Below are 14,382 nucleotides of genomic sequence, written 5' to 3'. Positions count from 1 at the left end.
GAACCGGATCGGCACAGGCGAGCGCGAAGCGCCGGCGCTGGCAAAGCCCACCTCCCCCAGTCCTCAGACCATCCTGCGGCGCCTCAAACTCAGCAACTCCTGTTCCATATCAATTCGACCAGCCTCGATCATGCGCACGACGGATCGGAAATAGCCGCCCGGATTCCGGATCCGGTTTCGGCCGCTCGACACGTCGTCGTCGTAGAGCTGCAGGACATAGATCACGGCTGTCGCCGCCCGGAGGGCGCCGATCGCCGCGACGGCCTCGTTCCAGGCGCTCGGATGGGCTCCGAGGGATGCGCGCAGGAAGCGGCCTGCCGCGACCACATCGACCGCATCGCTGATCGGATGAGCGCAGGCGGACACCACCGGACATGCTTCGGCGACCAGGGCGGGCAGCAGCGGCGGCAGCCGGGACGGAGCCGGGTCCTCGGACGGCGCTTCAACCCGAATGCCCTTGTCACAAGTCTCACTCGGAGATCCTTTCTCTGGTTCTATTTGTCGGCATTGCGTGCCGCCACAGCCCGCCTGGTAGAAGGCATCTTCGGCGCGTTGCCGGATCTCTTTCCACGCATCGAGCAGGCCCTCCGGAAGGGCTGTTCCGGAGCGCTTCGGGGTCCGGGCTCTGAGCGTGGACAGGCGGCTCTCGATGGGCCCGCGATCGACCGCCGGATGGTACTGGGCCAGCGCGCTCAAGGCCTCCTCGGCAGCGCGGCGGCAGATGGTGATCTCGTCGAAGGAGCGCTTCAAGCTCTCCGTCTGGCGCTTCTGCTCGGCCAGGACCGCCGTCCATTCGCCGCGGCGGGCATAGAGCGGCGTGAGGTCGAACCCGAAGGCGTCCACAACGGTGCCGGCGGCATCGCGCACGGCGTAGCGCTTGCCGTTAGGCGAATCCTTCGGAATGACGAGCTGGCATTCGATGAGGGCCCGAACGGCATTGCGCACGGCGCGCTCCGACAGGCCCGTCGTCGAGATCAGGCGCTGATTGGACGGCCAAACAAGCAGCCGATCCATCGCAAGCTCGCCCCAGCACGCCACCAGCTGGCTCAACACCAGACGCTGCGGCGCGCTGAGGCCGAGCGCCTTCTCGGCTTCGCGAGCGGACGCCGAGAGTTCTTTACGTGTGACCGTGCGCCCGGTTTCGAGCGCGAACTTCCTCGCGGCCAAAGCAGCATGTCTCAGCCGCCGGCCTCCAGACGATGCAAGCTGCATCGTATCCCTCCCATGTGAGGGCAAAGCGGGAGCGTTCACCGGAACCGATGTCGTTGACACTCAGCTTGTCGGGAGGCATAAGGATTGTCGCCAAACGAATCCGTTGCCGTCCCTCGGTGACTCCAAAGGCCCTCGAAGTTCCCGCTTCGTGGGCCTTTTGCTTTGCCTAGCCTCAGTTCACGTCTGTCGTCTCCTGCTCGAAGAGCGTTGCGGGACCAGGGAGGCATGCGCGCCGGCTGATCTGATGCCCTCTCGCGTGGATGTCGAACCCACGCGGAGAAGTCCGGATGCCAAGCACATCAGCCTCCCGGAGGCCACCGCGTGAGGGGCTTCTCGGAAGCGCTGACGACCGCGGCGCTCAGGGCGCCGTCGGTGCAAACTCCAATGTCTCGTAACGCCGTCAGAGATGTCCGATTCGGCCGTGCGGGTGGAGTCGATCCGTAAGAATTGGTTAAGGCTGACCACACAATTGTTGAAGAAACGGCAGTTGTGCGATTCGTCAGGGGAGAACCGGCGAGTCAAGACAAAGCTGACATTGACGAAGTCATATCGGCTCGATTCATGTGAGATGCCGCTTCTACTGCAGCGAAACCAGCATTTGTCGAGTAATACTGGCGAGAGCACACCGTCTATTGCAGATTCAAACCGGACTGGCGCAGCAAGACATAATCCGCCTCGAAGGATTCACCCTCGAATCGCATGCGGATCCAGCATCGATTCAGAATTGCGGATCTTGAGCGATGCGTTCCTATGCCTGCGGAGCGGACCTGCGATCTGCCGACCGGCATGATGAAGTTGCCAGCGGGGTCATTCTTCCGCGCTTGCTCCCCGGCGTGGCGGGGGAGAGATCAGCTCCCAGGTTCCTCACCCATGAACGTCGAAAGCCGGAGACCAGGCTCCGGCTTCGGGTCGCGGCGACCGATATTGAACGTTAAATGGAGCGGTGTCGTGCGCGATACGCGATCCTGCACAACGGCTCCAGCCTCTTACTGCATCCCGAGCGCCTGCATGTAGAGTTCGAGGATCGCGTCCTCCTCCTGGCGCTCGGCGTAATCGCGCTTGCGCAGGGAGACGATCTTGCGCAGGACCTTGGTGTCGAAGCCGTTGCCCTTTGCCTCGGCGTAGACGTCCTTGATGTCGCCCGCGATGCCGGCCTTTTCCTCCTCGAGGCGCTCGATGCGCTCGATGAAGGCCTTTAGCTGGTCGGCCGCGACGGATTCGGTGTTGAAAGCTGCGTCATCCATGAATGAAGCCCCTGATTGATGGCATTGGCGCCAGTGTTATGGTCATTTGGTTGAAGCCGTTTTAATGCCCGGACTTCGACTTCTCGAAATCAGCCCGCTGGGAGGCCGAGGCCTCGCCCTGGTGGCGATCCTTCCATTCCTCGTAGGGCATGCCGTAGACATGGGTTCGGCTTTCTTCCTTGGAGAGCGCGATGCCGCGCTCGTCCGCCGCCTCCTTCAGCCAGTTGGACAGGCAATTCCGGCAGAAGCCCGCCAGGTTCATGAGGTCGATGTTCTGAACGTCGGTTCGCTCCCGCAAGTGCTCGACGAGCCTGCGGAAGGCGGCGGCCTCCAGCTCGACCTGCGTCTTCCCGTCGATATCCTTCATCGGCCTATCCTCCATGCTGGCGTAGGCGATCCCGGGTGCGTGTCCCGAAGATCCTGGGTTCCCGAAGCTCTGGCCGGGCGGCGAGAGGCTTGAGGAGCCGGGCGAAGCGCTCGGCCCATTCCCCGGCCCCTGCCTCCGGGGCGATCAGATCCTGACGGATCTCGATCAGCGCGTTGGCTAGCCCCCGGATGGTGGCATGCCGGTCGACCGTATCGCCAGCGAGCGCCCCATCATAAGGCTCGTTGTCGCCGACGACGAGTCCGTCCTCGGCCGCAAGGCCTTCCAGCAGCGGCCTGGCGAAGCGGTCGTCCGCGTCCCACAGGATTCCCACATGCCAGGGCCGAGGCCAGCCGCGCCAGACGGGCGTGAAGCTGTGGACGGTCACGACGACAGGCGGGTGGCCCGCCGCCGTGGCCTTGTGGATCGCATCCGCGATGGCGTCGTCGTAAGGATCGTAGAACCGGGCGATGCGCCTTTGCACCTCGGTCTCGTCCACCCGGGCGTTGCCCGGCACCACCGCGCCGTCGGACAGGCGCATGACAAGGGTCGGATCGTCCCGGCCCCGGTTGGGATCGATGACGAGGCGCGAGATCCGGGTCAGGATGGCCGGTGCGCCCAGGCGGCGGGCGAGCGACCGGGTGACGGCCGCGGCCCCGATATCATAGGCAATGTGGCGCTCGAACTCGGAGGCTGGGAGGCCGAGATCGCCGAGATCCGGCGGTACCGCGTTGGACGCGTGGTCGCACAGGATCAGGATTCCGGTCTCGATGGAGCCTGGGATGGTCTCGACGGGACAGGGCTCCAGACGGGGATCGTCGAGCTTGAGCGCGGCGGAGGCGGACATGGCGAGGAACGGATTTCAGACAAGGTGGATTGAACGGCGGAGGAAAAGCCTTACCCTGCCCCTCCAACCCTGACAACGCGACCTTCCGCGCAACACACTTTCACGACCTTCATGGCTGTCCCATCCACAACGGCCCGGCTCGAGCCGGGCGTCGCCCGCGCTTTTGCCGCTCTGTGTCTCGGCGCCGTCGCCATGGGGATTTCCCCGATTTTCGTGCGGTTCGCCTCCGCCGGCATGGACGGGGTGCCGGCCGATGTGGGGCCGTTCGCCAGCGCGTTCTGGCGCGTCTCGCTCTGCCTGCCCCTGCTCTATGCCTGGATGCGAATCGAGGAAAGGCGCGCGCCCGCCGGCGCCCCGAAGGTCCGATTTTCGAAGGCGAGCGTCTTCGGCGGCATCGTATTCGCCGGGGACCTGCTCTTCTGGCACCTGGCGATTCTCAAGACCACGGTGGCGAACGCGACCTTCTTCGCCACCATGGCCCCGCTCTTCGTCGTGCTGATCGTCTGGCTCGTGCTCCGGCAGCAGGTGTCGCGGGGAACCTTCATGGGTCTCGCCCTGTGCCTTCTGGGCGGTGCTGCCCTGATCGGCCAGAGCCTCCAGGCGGATTCCGCGCGGATCGAAGGCGATCTCTACGGGCTCGCCACGGCCTTCTTCTTCGGCCTCTATTTCCTGGCCGCGAGCCGGGCGCGCAAGACGGCGGGCGCCGCGCAGGTGACCTTCGAAGCCGGGCTGATCACCTCGGCGATCCTTCTCGTCGTCGCGCTTCTCTTCGACACGCGGGTGGTGCCGCGGACCGCGCAGGGCATCGCGGCCCTTCTCGCCATGTCCTATGTCAGCCATGCAGGCGGCCAGGGACTGCTCGCCATTGCGCTCGGGCGGCTACCGGCCGTCTTCTCGTCGCTGGTGATCTTCCTGGAGGCGATCGCCGCAGCCGTGTTCGGCTGGGCGATTCTCGGCGAGGCGCTGACCCCGGTCCAGAGCTTGGGCGGCGCTCTGATCCTGTTTGGGATCTGGATCGCCAGACCCAAGGCCGATACACCCGGTGGATGAGATCCCGAGCCCCCTTCGAATGGAGGGCAAAGGCCCTCTCCAAGCCGCCTCGTCGTGTCGTAAAGGCCATGAAGCCTGCAAAATCTGCAGCAGCCCTGCTGTAAACTCTTGCTCCCGCTGATCTTCTGGCCGACAACGATTCGACATAGTTCTCACCGCATTGTGCGATTTCATTCCTTTCGATTCGACCATACCGCACCCATGAAGGCCGCTTCTCTCACATCGTCTCCCCGCTGGCGGCGAAGCCTTGCGCTCGCAACATTTCTCGTCGGCGGCTGCCTTCTCGCGGCAGCGCCCGCCAAAGCGGACCTGCGTCTGTGCAACATGACGCCGAGCCGAATCGGCATCGCGCTCGGTTACCGGGATGCGCAGGGATGGGTGACGGAGGGCTGGTGGAATCTCAACGCCCGCGGCTGCGAGACCCTGCTCAAGGGCCAGCTCGGCGGACGCTTTTACTATATCTATGCCATCGATTACGACCGGGGCGGCGAGTGGAGCGGACGCTCCTTCATGTGCACCAGGGAGCGTGAGTTCACGATCCGTGGCACGGAGGACTGCCTCGCCCGAGGCTTTGACCGCAGCGGCTTTTTCGAAGTCGATACAGGTGAACAGAAGAGCTGGACGATCCAGCTCACCGAAACGAACCGGCCAGGGGGGCCATGACGATGAGACGCGAGAGGCGCACCAAGATCCTTGCAACCCTGGGACCGGCGTCCGAGAACCCGGAGATGATCGCCAAGCTGTTCCAGGCCGGCGCCGACGTCTTCCGTTTGAACATGAGCCATCTGCCCCGCGAGAAGCTGAAGGAGCGGGTCGAGATGATCCGTTCCATCGAGGCCAAGTTCAAGCGTCCCATCGCGATCCTCGCCGACCTGCAGGGTCCGAAGCTGCGCGTGGGAGCCTTCGAGGGTGACAGCGCCATGCTGGTGCCGGGCCAGACCTTCATTCTCGACGCCGACAAGACGCCGGGCACCAAGGACCGCGTGCACCTGCCCCATCCCGAGATCCTGTCCTCCCTCGAGCCCGGCCACACGGTGCTGATCGACGACGGTAAGCTGCGGCTGCGGGTGAAAAGCGTGAAGAAGGGATCGGCCACCACCTCGGTCGAGGTCGCGGGCAAGATCTCGAACCGCAAGGGCGTGAGCCTGCCCGACACCACGATCCCGGTCGCGGCCATGACCGACAAGGACCGCTCTGATCTCGAAGCGGCGCTCGATGCCGGCGTCGACTGGATCGCGCTCTCCTTCGTGCAGCGCCCCGAGGACGTCGCCGAGGTGAAGAAGGTCGCGCGCGGGCGCGCCCTCGTGATGTCCAAGCTCGAGAAGCCGCAGGCCATCGCGCGCCTCGACGAGATCATGGAGATCTCTGATGCGGTCATGGTCGCCCGCGGCGATCTCGGCGTCGAGATGCCGCTGGAAAAGGTGCCCGGCATCCAGAAGCGCATCGTCCGCACGGCCCGCCGCCTCGGCAAGCCCGTGGTGGTGGCGACCCAGATGCTGGAATCGATGATCACCTCGCCGGTGCCGACCCGGGCCGAGGTCTCCGACGTGGCCACCGCCGTCTACGACGGCGCCGATGCCGTGATGCTCTCGGCGGAAAGCGCCTCGGGCCAGTACCCGATCGACGCGGTCGCCACCATGAGCCGGATCGCCGAGGAGGTTGAGCAGGACCAGAACTACTGGTCGATCATGCGCACCCTCAACGCGGAACCGGAGGCCACCGGATCGGACGCCATCGCGGCAGCCTCGCACCAGATCGCCGACACCCTCAACATCAAGACGGTGGCCGCTTGGACCTTCTCCGGCTCGACCGCCTTCCGCATCGCCCGCGAGCGGCCGAACTCCACGGTCGTCGCGCTCACACCCAGCGTGAACACGGCACGGCGCCTGGCGCTGGTCTGGGGCGTTCACTCGATCCGCACGAAGGATGCCAGCGACATCGACGACATGGCGTTCCGCGCCTGCAAGTTCGCCCTGCGCGAGGGCTATTCGACCGTTGGCGATCGCATCATCGTCGTGGCCGGCATGCCCTTCGGGACACCCGGCGCCACCAACATGGTGCGCATCGCCTTCGTCAACCAGGAACACGCCGCTCAGGCCTGATCTGCCCCGACCCTGGCCGGCGCGACGCGGTCGGCCAGGGCCTCGATGGCTTCCAGGACCGTTCTCTGATCGGCGTATTGCGGCATATGGCCGATCCCCGGCATCACGATCAGCTGCGCGCCCGGCACCTCCCGGGCAAAGGACAGGCTGTGAAGGTCCGTCCACACGATCTCGTCCCGGTCGCCCGCCACCACGGTCACGGGCACGCGGATGTCTCGGTAGCGCGCGCTCTGCCGCAGGACCGCATGGTACATGACGGCGAAGTCCTGCATGTTGGCCTCGTAGGCGCGAGGCCGGAAGGCAAGCGGAATGAAGCCTTTCCTCACGATGCCTTTCGGGGCTGATTGGGGCCAGAACGTCTTTCTCTTCATCGAGGGCCGGAGCACGAGGAGTACCGGCACGGCCAGGGTGCGCAGCAGAAGCCAGCCCGCCCGGGAATCGATCAGGCGCCGGTACCAGCCGATATAGCCGCCGGGCCAGGGCGACGTGATGCCGGACAGGACCAGGATCGCTCCGGTCACGTCGGCATGGTCGAGGGCGAAATGCGGCACGATCGTGCCCGACCAGGAATGCCCGACGATGACGGCGTCGCGCACAGCGAGCTGACTCAAGGCCCCCGCGATGAGCGCCGCCTGCCGGGCAGGCTCCGCTTCGCTCAGGCCCTGTCCGCGTTCGCTCCAGCCATGGCCGGGACGGTCGAAGGCGAGGACGCGATAGCGATCCGAGAGGGACCCACCGATTCCCAGCATGGATTCGACGAGATTGGACGAGGCGCCGTGCAACAGGACGACGGTCCCGAGCGGCTCGCCCTTCGGCCCCTCCTCCCGGTAATGGAGCCGGCGGCCGTCGACCGCGATGAACCGGCCGGTCGGCGGATACCGCCGTTCGATGGCCCAGGCATAGGCGTAGGTGAAGGCGGCTCCCAGGACGAGGAGCGCGAGCGGGACCAGAGGAACGAGAAGCAGGGACATCCCTGCTACGTGGCTTTAGAGATCCTGCCCGTCAACCTCCGGGCCGAGACGGTTCACGATGGTCTTCACGTCGGACATCTGAGGATTGATCGCGAGCACCTTCCGATAGGCGTCGAGGGCCCTCGCCTTGTCGTCGGACGCCATGAGGATATGGCCGAGCCCGGTCCAGGCATTGAAATGGCGCGGCTCGATCTTCAGCGCCCGGTGAAGATCGGCCATGGCGCCGACCGGGTCGTCGAGCTGGTAGAAGACCGTCGCCCGCTTGTACCAGGCCTCCGCCCAGTTGGGCTGAAGCACCAGGACCCGGTCGATCAGTTCGATGGCGAGCGGATAATCCTTCTTGCCGAAGGCCTCGGCCGCGCGGTTCAGGAGAAGATCCGCCGTATCGGAGCCCGAACGGGCGAAGCGCCGCTCGATCAGGGACGAGATGCCTTCCGCCTCACGCTCGGTCTGGGCCTTGCCCAGGCGTTCGAAGAGTTCGTCCAGGGTGGAAGCCCGGGGACGCGCCTGAGGCGGCTGGGCCTGCTCCCTCGGATCCTTGGGACGTGCGGGCTCCTGCGCACCGGCCGTGTAGGACGCGAAGCTCAGGGATAAGATCAGTATGGACGCGAAAAAGCGCATGCCGGGATTTTAGGATCCCGGCATGCGCGGTCAATTCAGATTCTCGTGTGCGGCATTGCCGCAGCGAACTTAGCCCTGGCGAGCCTTGTAGCGCTTCTGGGTCTTGTTGATGATGTAGACCCGGCCCTTGCGACGAACCAGCTGGTTGTCGCGGTGGCGGCCGCGGATCGACTTCAACGAGTTACGGATCTTCATATCCGGTCTCCTGCGGCCCCTCGGGAAGGCCGGAAAAAAGAAAATGGTGGGCGCGGCTGGGATCGAACCAGCGACCCCTACGATGTCAACGTAGTGCTCTCCCGCTGAGCTACGCGCCCGGGAAACGGTGATTTTGACGTCCCGCTTCGGCTGTGGGGGCGATATACCCACAAGCGGGCTCTGGCGCAAGCCTGAAGGCCGCCCTTTTTTAGGCAGCCATCATTTTATCGACTTCGCTCACCAGGTCGCGCAGATGGAACGGCTTCGACAGGACCTTGGCGTCCCGCGGGGCCTGGGAATCCGGGTTGAGCGCAACGGCCGCGAAGCCGGTGATGAACATCACCTTGATCTCCGGGTCGAGCTCGGTGGCCTTGCGGGCCAGCTCGATCCCGTCCATCTCCGGCATGACGATGTCCGTCAGCAGGAGCTCGAAAGGTTCCTCGCGCAGGCGGTTATAGGCGGATAGGCCGTTGTCGAACGAGGCGACGTCGTAGCCTGCGTTCTCGAGCGCCTTCACGAGGAAGCGGCGCATGTCGTTGTCGTCTTCGGCAAGAAGGATCTTCATCGGTTGCCAATCCCGAATCGTGGCGGATGGTCTTACGCCCTTCATGACGGATCGAGGGTAAACAAGCCGTGAAAGTACGACGCAGCCTTGCTACGATATTGTCATGGACAGGCGGCGGGGCTGCCTTACACTAGCGCGACGATCCGCTTCCTTCCAACACAGCCAAGATTTCTGATGCGGCCAGCCATCGTCGATGAGTTCGACCCTCCCTTCATCGTCACCGAGCCTTCGGCCCAGACGATCCCCTTCGTGTTCAACGTGCCGCATGCGGGAGCCGTCTATCCGGCCGCCTTCTTAGCCGCGTCCAGGCTCGACGCCATCGCTCTGAGGCGATCCGAAGACGCCTTCGTGGACGAGCTGTTCGCCGCGATGACCGAACTCGGGGCTCCTCTCATGACCGCCCGCTTCCCCCGGGCCTATCTGGACCTGAATCGGGAACCCTACGAACTCGATTCCCGCATGTTCGACGGCCGCCTGCCGCCCTTCAGCAATACCCGCTCCATGCGGGTGGCCGGAGGGCTGGGGACCATTCCGCGCATCGTGGCCGACGGGCAGGAGATCTACCGCACGCGCCTTCACGTGGAGGAGGCCCTGCAGCGGATCGAATGGCTCTACAAGCCGTATCACCGGACCCTGCGACACCTCGTCCGCCATACGTCCCAGCATTTCGGCCACGCGGTCCTGATCGACTGTCATTCCATGCCCTCCTCCAGCGTCAGCCGCGAGGACGGAGCCAAGGCCGATATCGTCCTGGGCGATCGCTACGGCACGAGCTGCGCCACCCTGCTGGTCGACCTTGTGGAAGCAGCGCTCAGGGGACGCGGCTACACCGTCCTCCGCAACAAGCCCTACGCGGGCGGCTTCATCACCGAACATTACGGGGAGCCCGCTCTCGGGCGCCATGCGCTCCAGATCGAAATCAACCGGGCGCTCTACATGGACGAGCGCAGCATGCAGAGAAAACCCGGCTTCGCCGTCCTGGCGGATGACCTGACGCAGGCCTTCGCCCAGGTCATCTCGGAGATCGAGGGTGAGCTGACGATTCGGTCCATTGCGGCGGAGTGATCCCGACGCGCATATCCCGCTGACAGGCAACTAGGTCCGCATCGGCGCACCGTGCCTCGCACTCTCGTCCGGGCAAGAAAAAAGGCCACTGTTGCCAGCGGCCCGAAGTTTAGGGAGGAAACGCCCAAGAAGGGCTACGATAAAGCGACGCCATCGCCATATCGCACTGCAATAATTACGCCGCATCGCACAAATTGCAACCAAAATCTTGGCTTTTGTCATGCCTTATCTGCATGGCTGCTGGGATGCGGATCGATGGCCCTGACATAGAAGGCAAGGCTCAGCAGCAGCCAACCCGCCAAGGCAGCGAAAACGAGCCTATATCCCTCGGGCCGGTAGAGGCCCTGGTCGGATCGCCCCATGAGGTCGATCAGCATGCCCGTCACGCTCTGGGACAGGAAGGCGCCGCCCATGGTGCCGATATTCATGAGCGTGATGCCCCGGCCTGTCAGTGTCGCCGGGAACAGCGACTTTCCATGGCTGGTGAGGATGGGCGTATAGGCGACGCAGAGGCCGAAGAGCGGAAACCAGATTGTTGCGGAGGTCCGGTCGAGGGGCGCGAGGACGAGGACGCTCAGGAGAAGGATCGTCGCCGAGCTGCCGATCAGGACGGGTTTCTTGTAGCTGCTCCAGAACCGGTCCATCGCCCCCCAGAGCAGCATGCCACAGATCTGCGCCGTGGCACCCAGGAGCAGGATGTTTCCTCTCGTGGGAAGATCCGCCCCGTGCACATCCGACAGCCAAGGCCCGCCCCAGAGCCCGATCACGGAAGCGAAGCATCCATAGGTGGTCAGGTGCATGAAGAACACCGGCCAGAAAGACGGTGCCTTCAGGGCGGCGGCCACGCCCTGGAAGGCGGCCGCCCAGGATTCCTTCGGCCGGGCCGAGTCGGAATCCCGAGGCACGATCCACAGGATCGCCAGCACGATCACGACCGTCAGAACTGCGACCGCGAGGAACGAGGGGCGCCAGCCGAAGGCGGCGGACGCGGCCGCCAGGGGAGCCGTCGCAGCCAGGGTGCCGAGATTGGCCAAGCCCATCTGCAGGCTCGTGAGCCCGGCAAACCGCTCCGGCGGGAAGCGCCGGGCATAGATCACGAGGGGTGCCATGAAAAAGGTGGAGCAGCCGAGTCCCATGAGGGCCCGGGCCGCGATGAGCCAGGAGGCGGACGGAGCCAGAGCGAACAGGACGGTTCCTGCCACCGTCACCACGGCGGTCGCCACCATGGTCCGCTTGGGCCCGTACCGGTCGATCAGGATGCCGATAGGGATCTGGACCGCCGCGAAGGCGAAGAAGAAAGCGCTGGACAGGAGACCGGTCTGGGTGGCCGAGAGATCAAGCTCTCGGGCCAAGTCGTTGGCGATGACGCCGATGGAATTGCGCAGGAACTGGCTGACCGCATAGAGGGCGGCGAGCACCGCGATCAGGAGCAGCGCCGTTTCCGAGCGGGTGGTGCCAAGCCTGGGCGCAAAATTCATCGATGCCATATCCCTTGGCGCAATCGCTCTCTTGCCGCGCGCCAAGCGCTTGATAAAAGCTGATCGCAACCGGGCCAAGGCTGCCCGCATTAGCCTTTAAGAGGATACCGCTCAGCCATGGGGCTCATCGACTTCACGCATTTCGTCAACGAGCTCGCGACCCAGTCGGGCCAGGCGATCCTTCCCTTCTTCCGCACGGCGATCGCCACCGAGGACAAGTCCCGCGGCGGCGCCTTCGATCCGGTGACGGAAGCCGACCGGGCGAGCGAGGCGACCATGCGTCACCTCATCAAGCGCAGCTTTCCCACCCACGGCATCGTCGGCGAGGAGTTCGGCGCCGAGCGCGAGGATGCGGATTACGTCTGGGTTCTCGACCCGATCGACGGCACGCGGGCCTTCATCGCCGGTCTGCCCACCTGGGGCACGCTGATCGGGCTGACCTACAGGCGCCGCCCGGTCTTCGGCATGATGCACCAGCCCTTCACCGGCGAGCGTTTCTTCGGCGACGGCGGCAGCGCGACCTACCGGGGTCCCGGCGGCGAGCGCAAGCTCATGACCCGCCGCTGCGCTTCCCTGAAGGACGCGGTCATCTCCACCACGAGCCCGCGCCTCTTCGCCGGCGACGAGCTGCGCGCCTACGACCGGGTGGAGAGCGTCGCCCGCCTCGCCCGCTACGGCTGCGATTGCTATGCCTATTGCATGCTGGCCGCGGGCCACATCGACCTCGTGGTCGAATCCGGGCTCAAGTCCTACGACATCGCGGCTCTCGTGCCGATCATCGAAGGGGCCGGTGGCGTCGTGACCACCTGGGAGGGCGGCTCAGCGGCCGATGGCGGGCGCATCGTCGCGGCGGGCGACCGCCGGGTCCATGCCGCCGCCGTCGAGCTGCTCAGCCGTTAAGCCAACCGCGGCAAGATCGCGCTTCGCCCCCCCGTCCGGATCCGGGGACCCCGGGATGAAGGCATCGAAGGCGGCCCAGAACTGCTCCCGGATCGGATCACGCTCCATCAGGATCTCGTGCCGGGCGCCCGGGATCACGATGACGGAGCCGGCCTTGAGCCGGGAGGCGAAGCGCTCGGTCGCCGGCGTGGCGCAGACCGGATCTGCGCCGGCCGCCACGATGAGCGTGGGCAGGCGGATCTTCACCGCATAGCGCGGATCGGCGAAGCGCTTCATCAGGCGGAAGGCGCCGTCGAGCCAGGCGACGGTGGGCGCGCCCACGGCTCCGGCCCCGATGGCATGCGCCGCCTCGGCATTGCGGGCATAGCGGACGGGATCGCCGGTCAGGCGGTTGCCCTTGAACGGCATGGTGGAGATCGACGTTTCGCCCCCGCCGGGCACGAACATGCCGCCCATTCCGAGAAATTTCAGGATTCGGGCAAAAATCGCCGAGGTGCGGGTGCGCCTGATGATGCACAGCGCGATCATGGGTGTCGTGGTGACGAGGCGGCGGAAGGGCAGCCAAGTCTCATAGGCGGCATTCAGCGCAATGGCACCGCCCATGGAATGGGCCAAGCCGAAATGCGGCTGGGGCATGTGCGGCACAAGGATCTGGTCGCGGATCGCCTCCAGGTCGTGCCGAAAATCCGAAAAGCGCCGGACATGGCCCTTACGCGGATTGCCCACCTGCCGTCCGGACAGCCCCTGCCCCCGCCAGTCGAAGGCGACGACGGCAAAGCCCCGGTCGAGCAGTTCGCCCACGACCTCGAAGTACTTTTCGATGAACTCCGCCCTTCCCTGGAGGATGCAGACCGTTCCCTGCGGCTCCTCCGTTTCCGGCATCCAGGTGGCGGCCCGGATCTTGATGCCGTCGCGGGCCGTGACGGTGACCAGCTTGGGGTCGCCAGGGACGGGATTATCGGGGGTGGTGATGAATTCCACGGCGGGTTCCAACTCGAAAACACTAGCCTTTATAGGGCGGTCCGAGCTTAGGAAACGAGCCTCTTGAAAGCAATCGTATCCGCTCCCACATCGAAATCGTGCGGGCCATGACGGCGGCACCCTAACCCGGATCCAGCCTCTTCAGGTGGATTCTTGTTCTGCATGTCGCTTCAAGCGGAGGATATGCCATGCGACAGTACGATCTTGCTCCCCTCTACCGCAATACGGTCGGTTTCGACCGTCTGTTCTCGATGCTCGATCAGCTCGTCAGCGTCGATGCGGCTCCGAGCTACCCGCCCTACAACATCGAGCGCACCGGCGACAATGCCTATCGCATCTCGATCGCGGTTGCCGGCTTCACCGACCGTGACCTGACCATCGAGGTCAAGGAAAACACCCTCTCCGTCCGGGGCGACCGCAAGCCCTCCGAAGAGCGCAAGGCCGACGTGCTCCATCAGGGCATCGCGGCGCGCAGCTTCGACCGGCGCTTCCAGCTGGCCGATGGCGTGCAGGTGACGGGGGCGGCCCTCGAGAACGGCCTCCTCCACCTCGACCTCGTGCGCGAGATTCCGGAGGCCAAGAAGCCGAAGCTCATCCCGATTTCCTCGAACGGCGCCCGGACCATCGAAGCCAAGCAGGCTGCGTAACCGGATTCCAGAGCCCCAAACGAAGAGCGCCCCGGTTCGTCCGGGGCGCTTTTTTTATTGTCGGATCCTGGTCCTTGGTATCCCGCTGGGGCTGGAGGGGCCCCGTCGGTCAAGGGTCTCTGGCGACAAGGAATCGCGGG

At 65.1% G+C, this 14,382-nt stretch carries 16 protein-coding genes and 1 tRNA gene; 6 read left to right on the top strand and 11 right to left on the bottom strand.

Translation table 11 applies throughout. From position 1 onward, the window contains the following. Positions 1-63: 63 nt before the first annotated feature. From repC to KBI52_RS27795, 4 genes are all read right to left on the bottom strand, one after another. Positions 64-1,212, bottom strand: a complete 1,149-nt coding sequence (gene repC / locus KBI52_RS27810; RefSeq protein ID WP_173948063.1) for a plasmid replication protein RepC — start codon at positions 1,210-1,212, stop codon at positions 64-66. 986 nt (positions 1,213-2,198) lie between these two features. Next, entirely contained in the window at positions 2,199-2,456 is a 258-nt protein-coding gene (locus KBI52_RS27805) for a DUF2312 domain-containing protein (protein WP_173948064.1), read from the bottom strand. A 61-nt stretch (positions 2,457-2,517) separates the two neighbouring features. Continuing rightward, positions 2,518-2,823, bottom strand: coding sequence for a DUF1244 domain-containing protein (locus tag KBI52_RS27800; protein WP_210812398.1), 306 nt, complete (start codon positions 2,821-2,823; stop codon positions 2,518-2,520). 4 nt (positions 2,824-2,827) lie between these two features. After that, positions 2,828-3,667, bottom strand: coding sequence for an N-formylglutamate amidohydrolase (locus tag KBI52_RS27795; protein WP_210812397.1), 840 nt, complete (start codon positions 3,665-3,667; stop codon positions 2,828-2,830). A gap of 111 nt (positions 3,668-3,778) precedes the next feature. Here KBI52_RS27795 and KBI52_RS27790 point away from each other — a divergent pair, with 111 nt between their 5' ends. The 3 genes from KBI52_RS27790 (at position 3,779) to pyk (ending at position 6,819) form a co-directional block, all read left to right on the top strand. Continuing rightward, complete coding sequence (locus tag KBI52_RS27790) at positions 3,779-4,717, top strand: DMT family transporter (RefSeq protein ID WP_210812396.1); 939 nt, start codon at positions 3,779-3,781, stop codon at positions 4,715-4,717. A gap of 201 nt (positions 4,718-4,918) precedes the next feature. Beyond that, positions 4,919-5,380 (top strand): DUF1036 domain-containing protein, encoded by a 462-nt coding sequence (locus KBI52_RS27785; protein WP_173948068.1) that lies wholly within the window; start codon positions 4,919-4,921, stop codon positions 5,378-5,380. Between the two features lie 2 nt (positions 5,381-5,382). Beyond that, a complete protein-coding gene (pyk, locus tag KBI52_RS27780; protein ID WP_173948084.1) occupies positions 5,383-6,819 on the top strand; it encodes a pyruvate kinase in 1,437 nt (478 codons plus the stop codon). On the opposite strand, the gene KBI52_RS27775 is transcribed toward pyk, so the two are convergent. The 5 genes from KBI52_RS27775 to cpdR all read right to left on the bottom strand — a co-directional run bounded on the left by KBI52_RS27775 (position 6,810) and on the right by cpdR (position 9,171). Next, positions 6,810-7,790 carry an alpha/beta fold hydrolase gene (locus KBI52_RS27775; RefSeq protein ID WP_210812395.1) on the bottom strand — a complete coding sequence of 327 codons (981 nt, stop codon included), beginning with the start codon at positions 7,788-7,790 and terminating at the stop codon, positions 6,810-6,812. The genes pyk and KBI52_RS27775 overlap by 10 nt on opposite strands. Before the next feature lie 15 nt (positions 7,791-7,805). Then, positions 7,806-8,411, bottom strand: coding sequence for a M48 family metallopeptidase (locus tag KBI52_RS27770; RefSeq protein WP_210812394.1), 606 nt, complete (start codon positions 8,409-8,411; stop codon positions 7,806-7,808). A 69-nt stretch (positions 8,412-8,480) separates the two neighbouring features. Further along, positions 8,481-8,606: a type B 50S ribosomal protein L36 gene (ykgO, locus tag KBI52_RS27765; RefSeq protein WP_009763379.1), complete on the bottom strand. Its 126-nt coding sequence runs from the start codon at positions 8,604-8,606 to the stop codon at positions 8,481-8,483. A gap of 44 nt (positions 8,607-8,650) precedes the next feature. After that, positions 8,651-8,725, bottom strand: a tRNA-Val gene (locus KBI52_RS27760). An 89-nt stretch (positions 8,726-8,814) separates the two neighbouring features. Beyond that, positions 8,815-9,171 (bottom strand): cell cycle two-component system response regulator CpdR, encoded by a 357-nt coding sequence (cpdR, locus tag KBI52_RS27755; RefSeq protein WP_036361886.1) that lies wholly within the window; start codon positions 9,169-9,171, stop codon positions 8,815-8,817. Positions 9,172-9,345: 174 nt separating this feature from the next. Here cpdR and KBI52_RS27750 point away from each other — a divergent pair, with 174 nt between their 5' ends. Further along, positions 9,346-10,236, top strand: a complete 891-nt coding sequence (locus tag KBI52_RS27750; RefSeq protein ID WP_173948071.1) for an N-formylglutamate amidohydrolase — start codon at positions 9,346-9,348, stop codon at positions 10,234-10,236. 218 nt (positions 10,237-10,454) lie between these two features. Here the strand turns inward: KBI52_RS27750 and KBI52_RS27745 are convergent, their stop codons facing one another. Next, the gene (locus KBI52_RS27745; protein ID WP_173948072.1) at positions 10,455-11,714 is read right to left on the bottom strand and encodes an MFS transporter; all 1,260 of its coding nucleotides are present in this window, start codon (positions 11,712-11,714) and stop codon (positions 10,455-10,457) included. Between the two features lie 117 nt (positions 11,715-11,831). On the opposite strand from KBI52_RS27745, the gene hisN reads away from it, so the two are divergent. Next, positions 11,832-12,614, top strand: coding sequence for a histidinol-phosphatase (gene hisN / locus KBI52_RS27740; protein ID WP_173948073.1), 783 nt, complete (start codon positions 11,832-11,834; stop codon positions 12,612-12,614). On the opposite strand, the gene KBI52_RS27735 is transcribed toward hisN, so the two are convergent. Then, entirely contained in the window at positions 12,534-13,595 is a 1,062-nt protein-coding gene (locus KBI52_RS27735) for an alpha/beta fold hydrolase (protein ID WP_210812393.1), read from the bottom strand. The genes hisN and KBI52_RS27735 overlap by 81 nt on opposite strands. Before the next feature lie 188 nt (positions 13,596-13,783). On the opposite strand from KBI52_RS27735, the gene KBI52_RS27730 reads away from it, so the two are divergent. Further along, a complete protein-coding gene (locus tag KBI52_RS27730) occupies positions 13,784-14,242 on the top strand; it encodes an Hsp20 family protein (protein ID WP_173948075.1) in 459 nt (152 codons plus the stop codon). Positions 14,243-14,382: the final 140 nt, after the last annotated feature.

Source organism: Microvirga sp. HBU67558, from assembly GCF_018069605.1.
Classification (GTDB): domain Bacteria; phylum Pseudomonadota; class Alphaproteobacteria; order Rhizobiales; family Beijerinckiaceae; genus Microvirga; species Microvirga terrae.
This window is presented reverse-complemented; position numbering and strand designations above follow the sequence as displayed.

What these genes read in the sequence shown, in the direction of transcription:
- KBI52_RS27775 (WP_210812395.1), bottom strand. Translation starts at nt 7,790, where the DNA reads ATGTCCCTGCTTCTCGTTCCTCTGGTCCCGCTCGCGCTCCTCGTCCTG.
- KBI52_RS27795 (WP_210812397.1), bottom strand. Translation starts at nt 3,667, where the DNA reads ATGTCCGCCTCCGCCGCGCTCAAGCTCGACGATCCCCGTCTGGAGCCC.
- KBI52_RS27745 (WP_173948072.1), bottom strand. Translation starts at nt 11,714, where the DNA reads ATGAATTTTGCGCCCAGGCTTGGCACCACCCGCTCGGAAACGGCGCTG.
- KBI52_RS27800 (WP_210812398.1), bottom strand. Translation starts at nt 2,823, where the DNA reads ATGAAGGATATCGACGGGAAGACGCAGGTCGAGCTGGAGGCCGCCGCC.
- repC (WP_173948063.1), bottom strand. Translation starts at nt 1,212, where the DNA reads ATGCAGCTTGCATCGTCTGGAGGCCGGCGGCTGAGACATGCTGCTTTG.
- KBI52_RS27785 (WP_173948068.1), top strand. Translation starts at nt 4,919, where the DNA reads ATGAAGGCCGCTTCTCTCACATCGTCTCCCCGCTGGCGGCGAAGCCTT.
- KBI52_RS27790 (WP_210812396.1), top strand. Translation starts at nt 3,779, where the DNA reads ATGGCTGTCCCATCCACAACGGCCCGGCTCGAGCCGGGCGTCGCCCGC.
- KBI52_RS27750 (WP_173948071.1), top strand. Translation starts at nt 9,346, where the DNA reads ATGCGGCCAGCCATCGTCGATGAGTTCGACCCTCCCTTCATCGTCACC.
- hisN (WP_173948073.1), top strand. Translation starts at nt 11,832, where the DNA reads ATGGGGCTCATCGACTTCACGCATTTCGTCAACGAGCTCGCGACCCAG.
- KBI52_RS27770 (WP_210812394.1), bottom strand. Translation starts at nt 8,411, where the DNA reads ATGCGCTTTTTCGCGTCCATACTGATCTTATCCCTGAGCTTCGCGTCC.
- KBI52_RS27805 (WP_173948064.1), bottom strand. Translation starts at nt 2,456, where the DNA reads ATGGATGACGCAGCTTTCAACACCGAATCCGTCGCGGCCGACCAGCTA.
- cpdR (WP_036361886.1), bottom strand. Translation starts at nt 9,171, where the DNA reads ATGAAGATCCTTCTTGCCGAAGACGACAACGACATGCGCCGCTTCCTC.
- ykgO (WP_009763379.1), bottom strand. Translation starts at nt 8,606, where the DNA reads ATGAAGATCCGTAACTCGTTGAAGTCGATCCGCGGCCGCCACCGCGAC.
- pyk (WP_173948084.1), top strand. Translation starts at nt 5,383, where the DNA reads ATGAGACGCGAGAGGCGCACCAAGATCCTTGCAACCCTGGGACCGGCG.
- KBI52_RS27730 (WP_173948075.1), top strand. Translation starts at nt 13,784, where the DNA reads ATGCGACAGTACGATCTTGCTCCCCTCTACCGCAATACGGTCGGTTTC.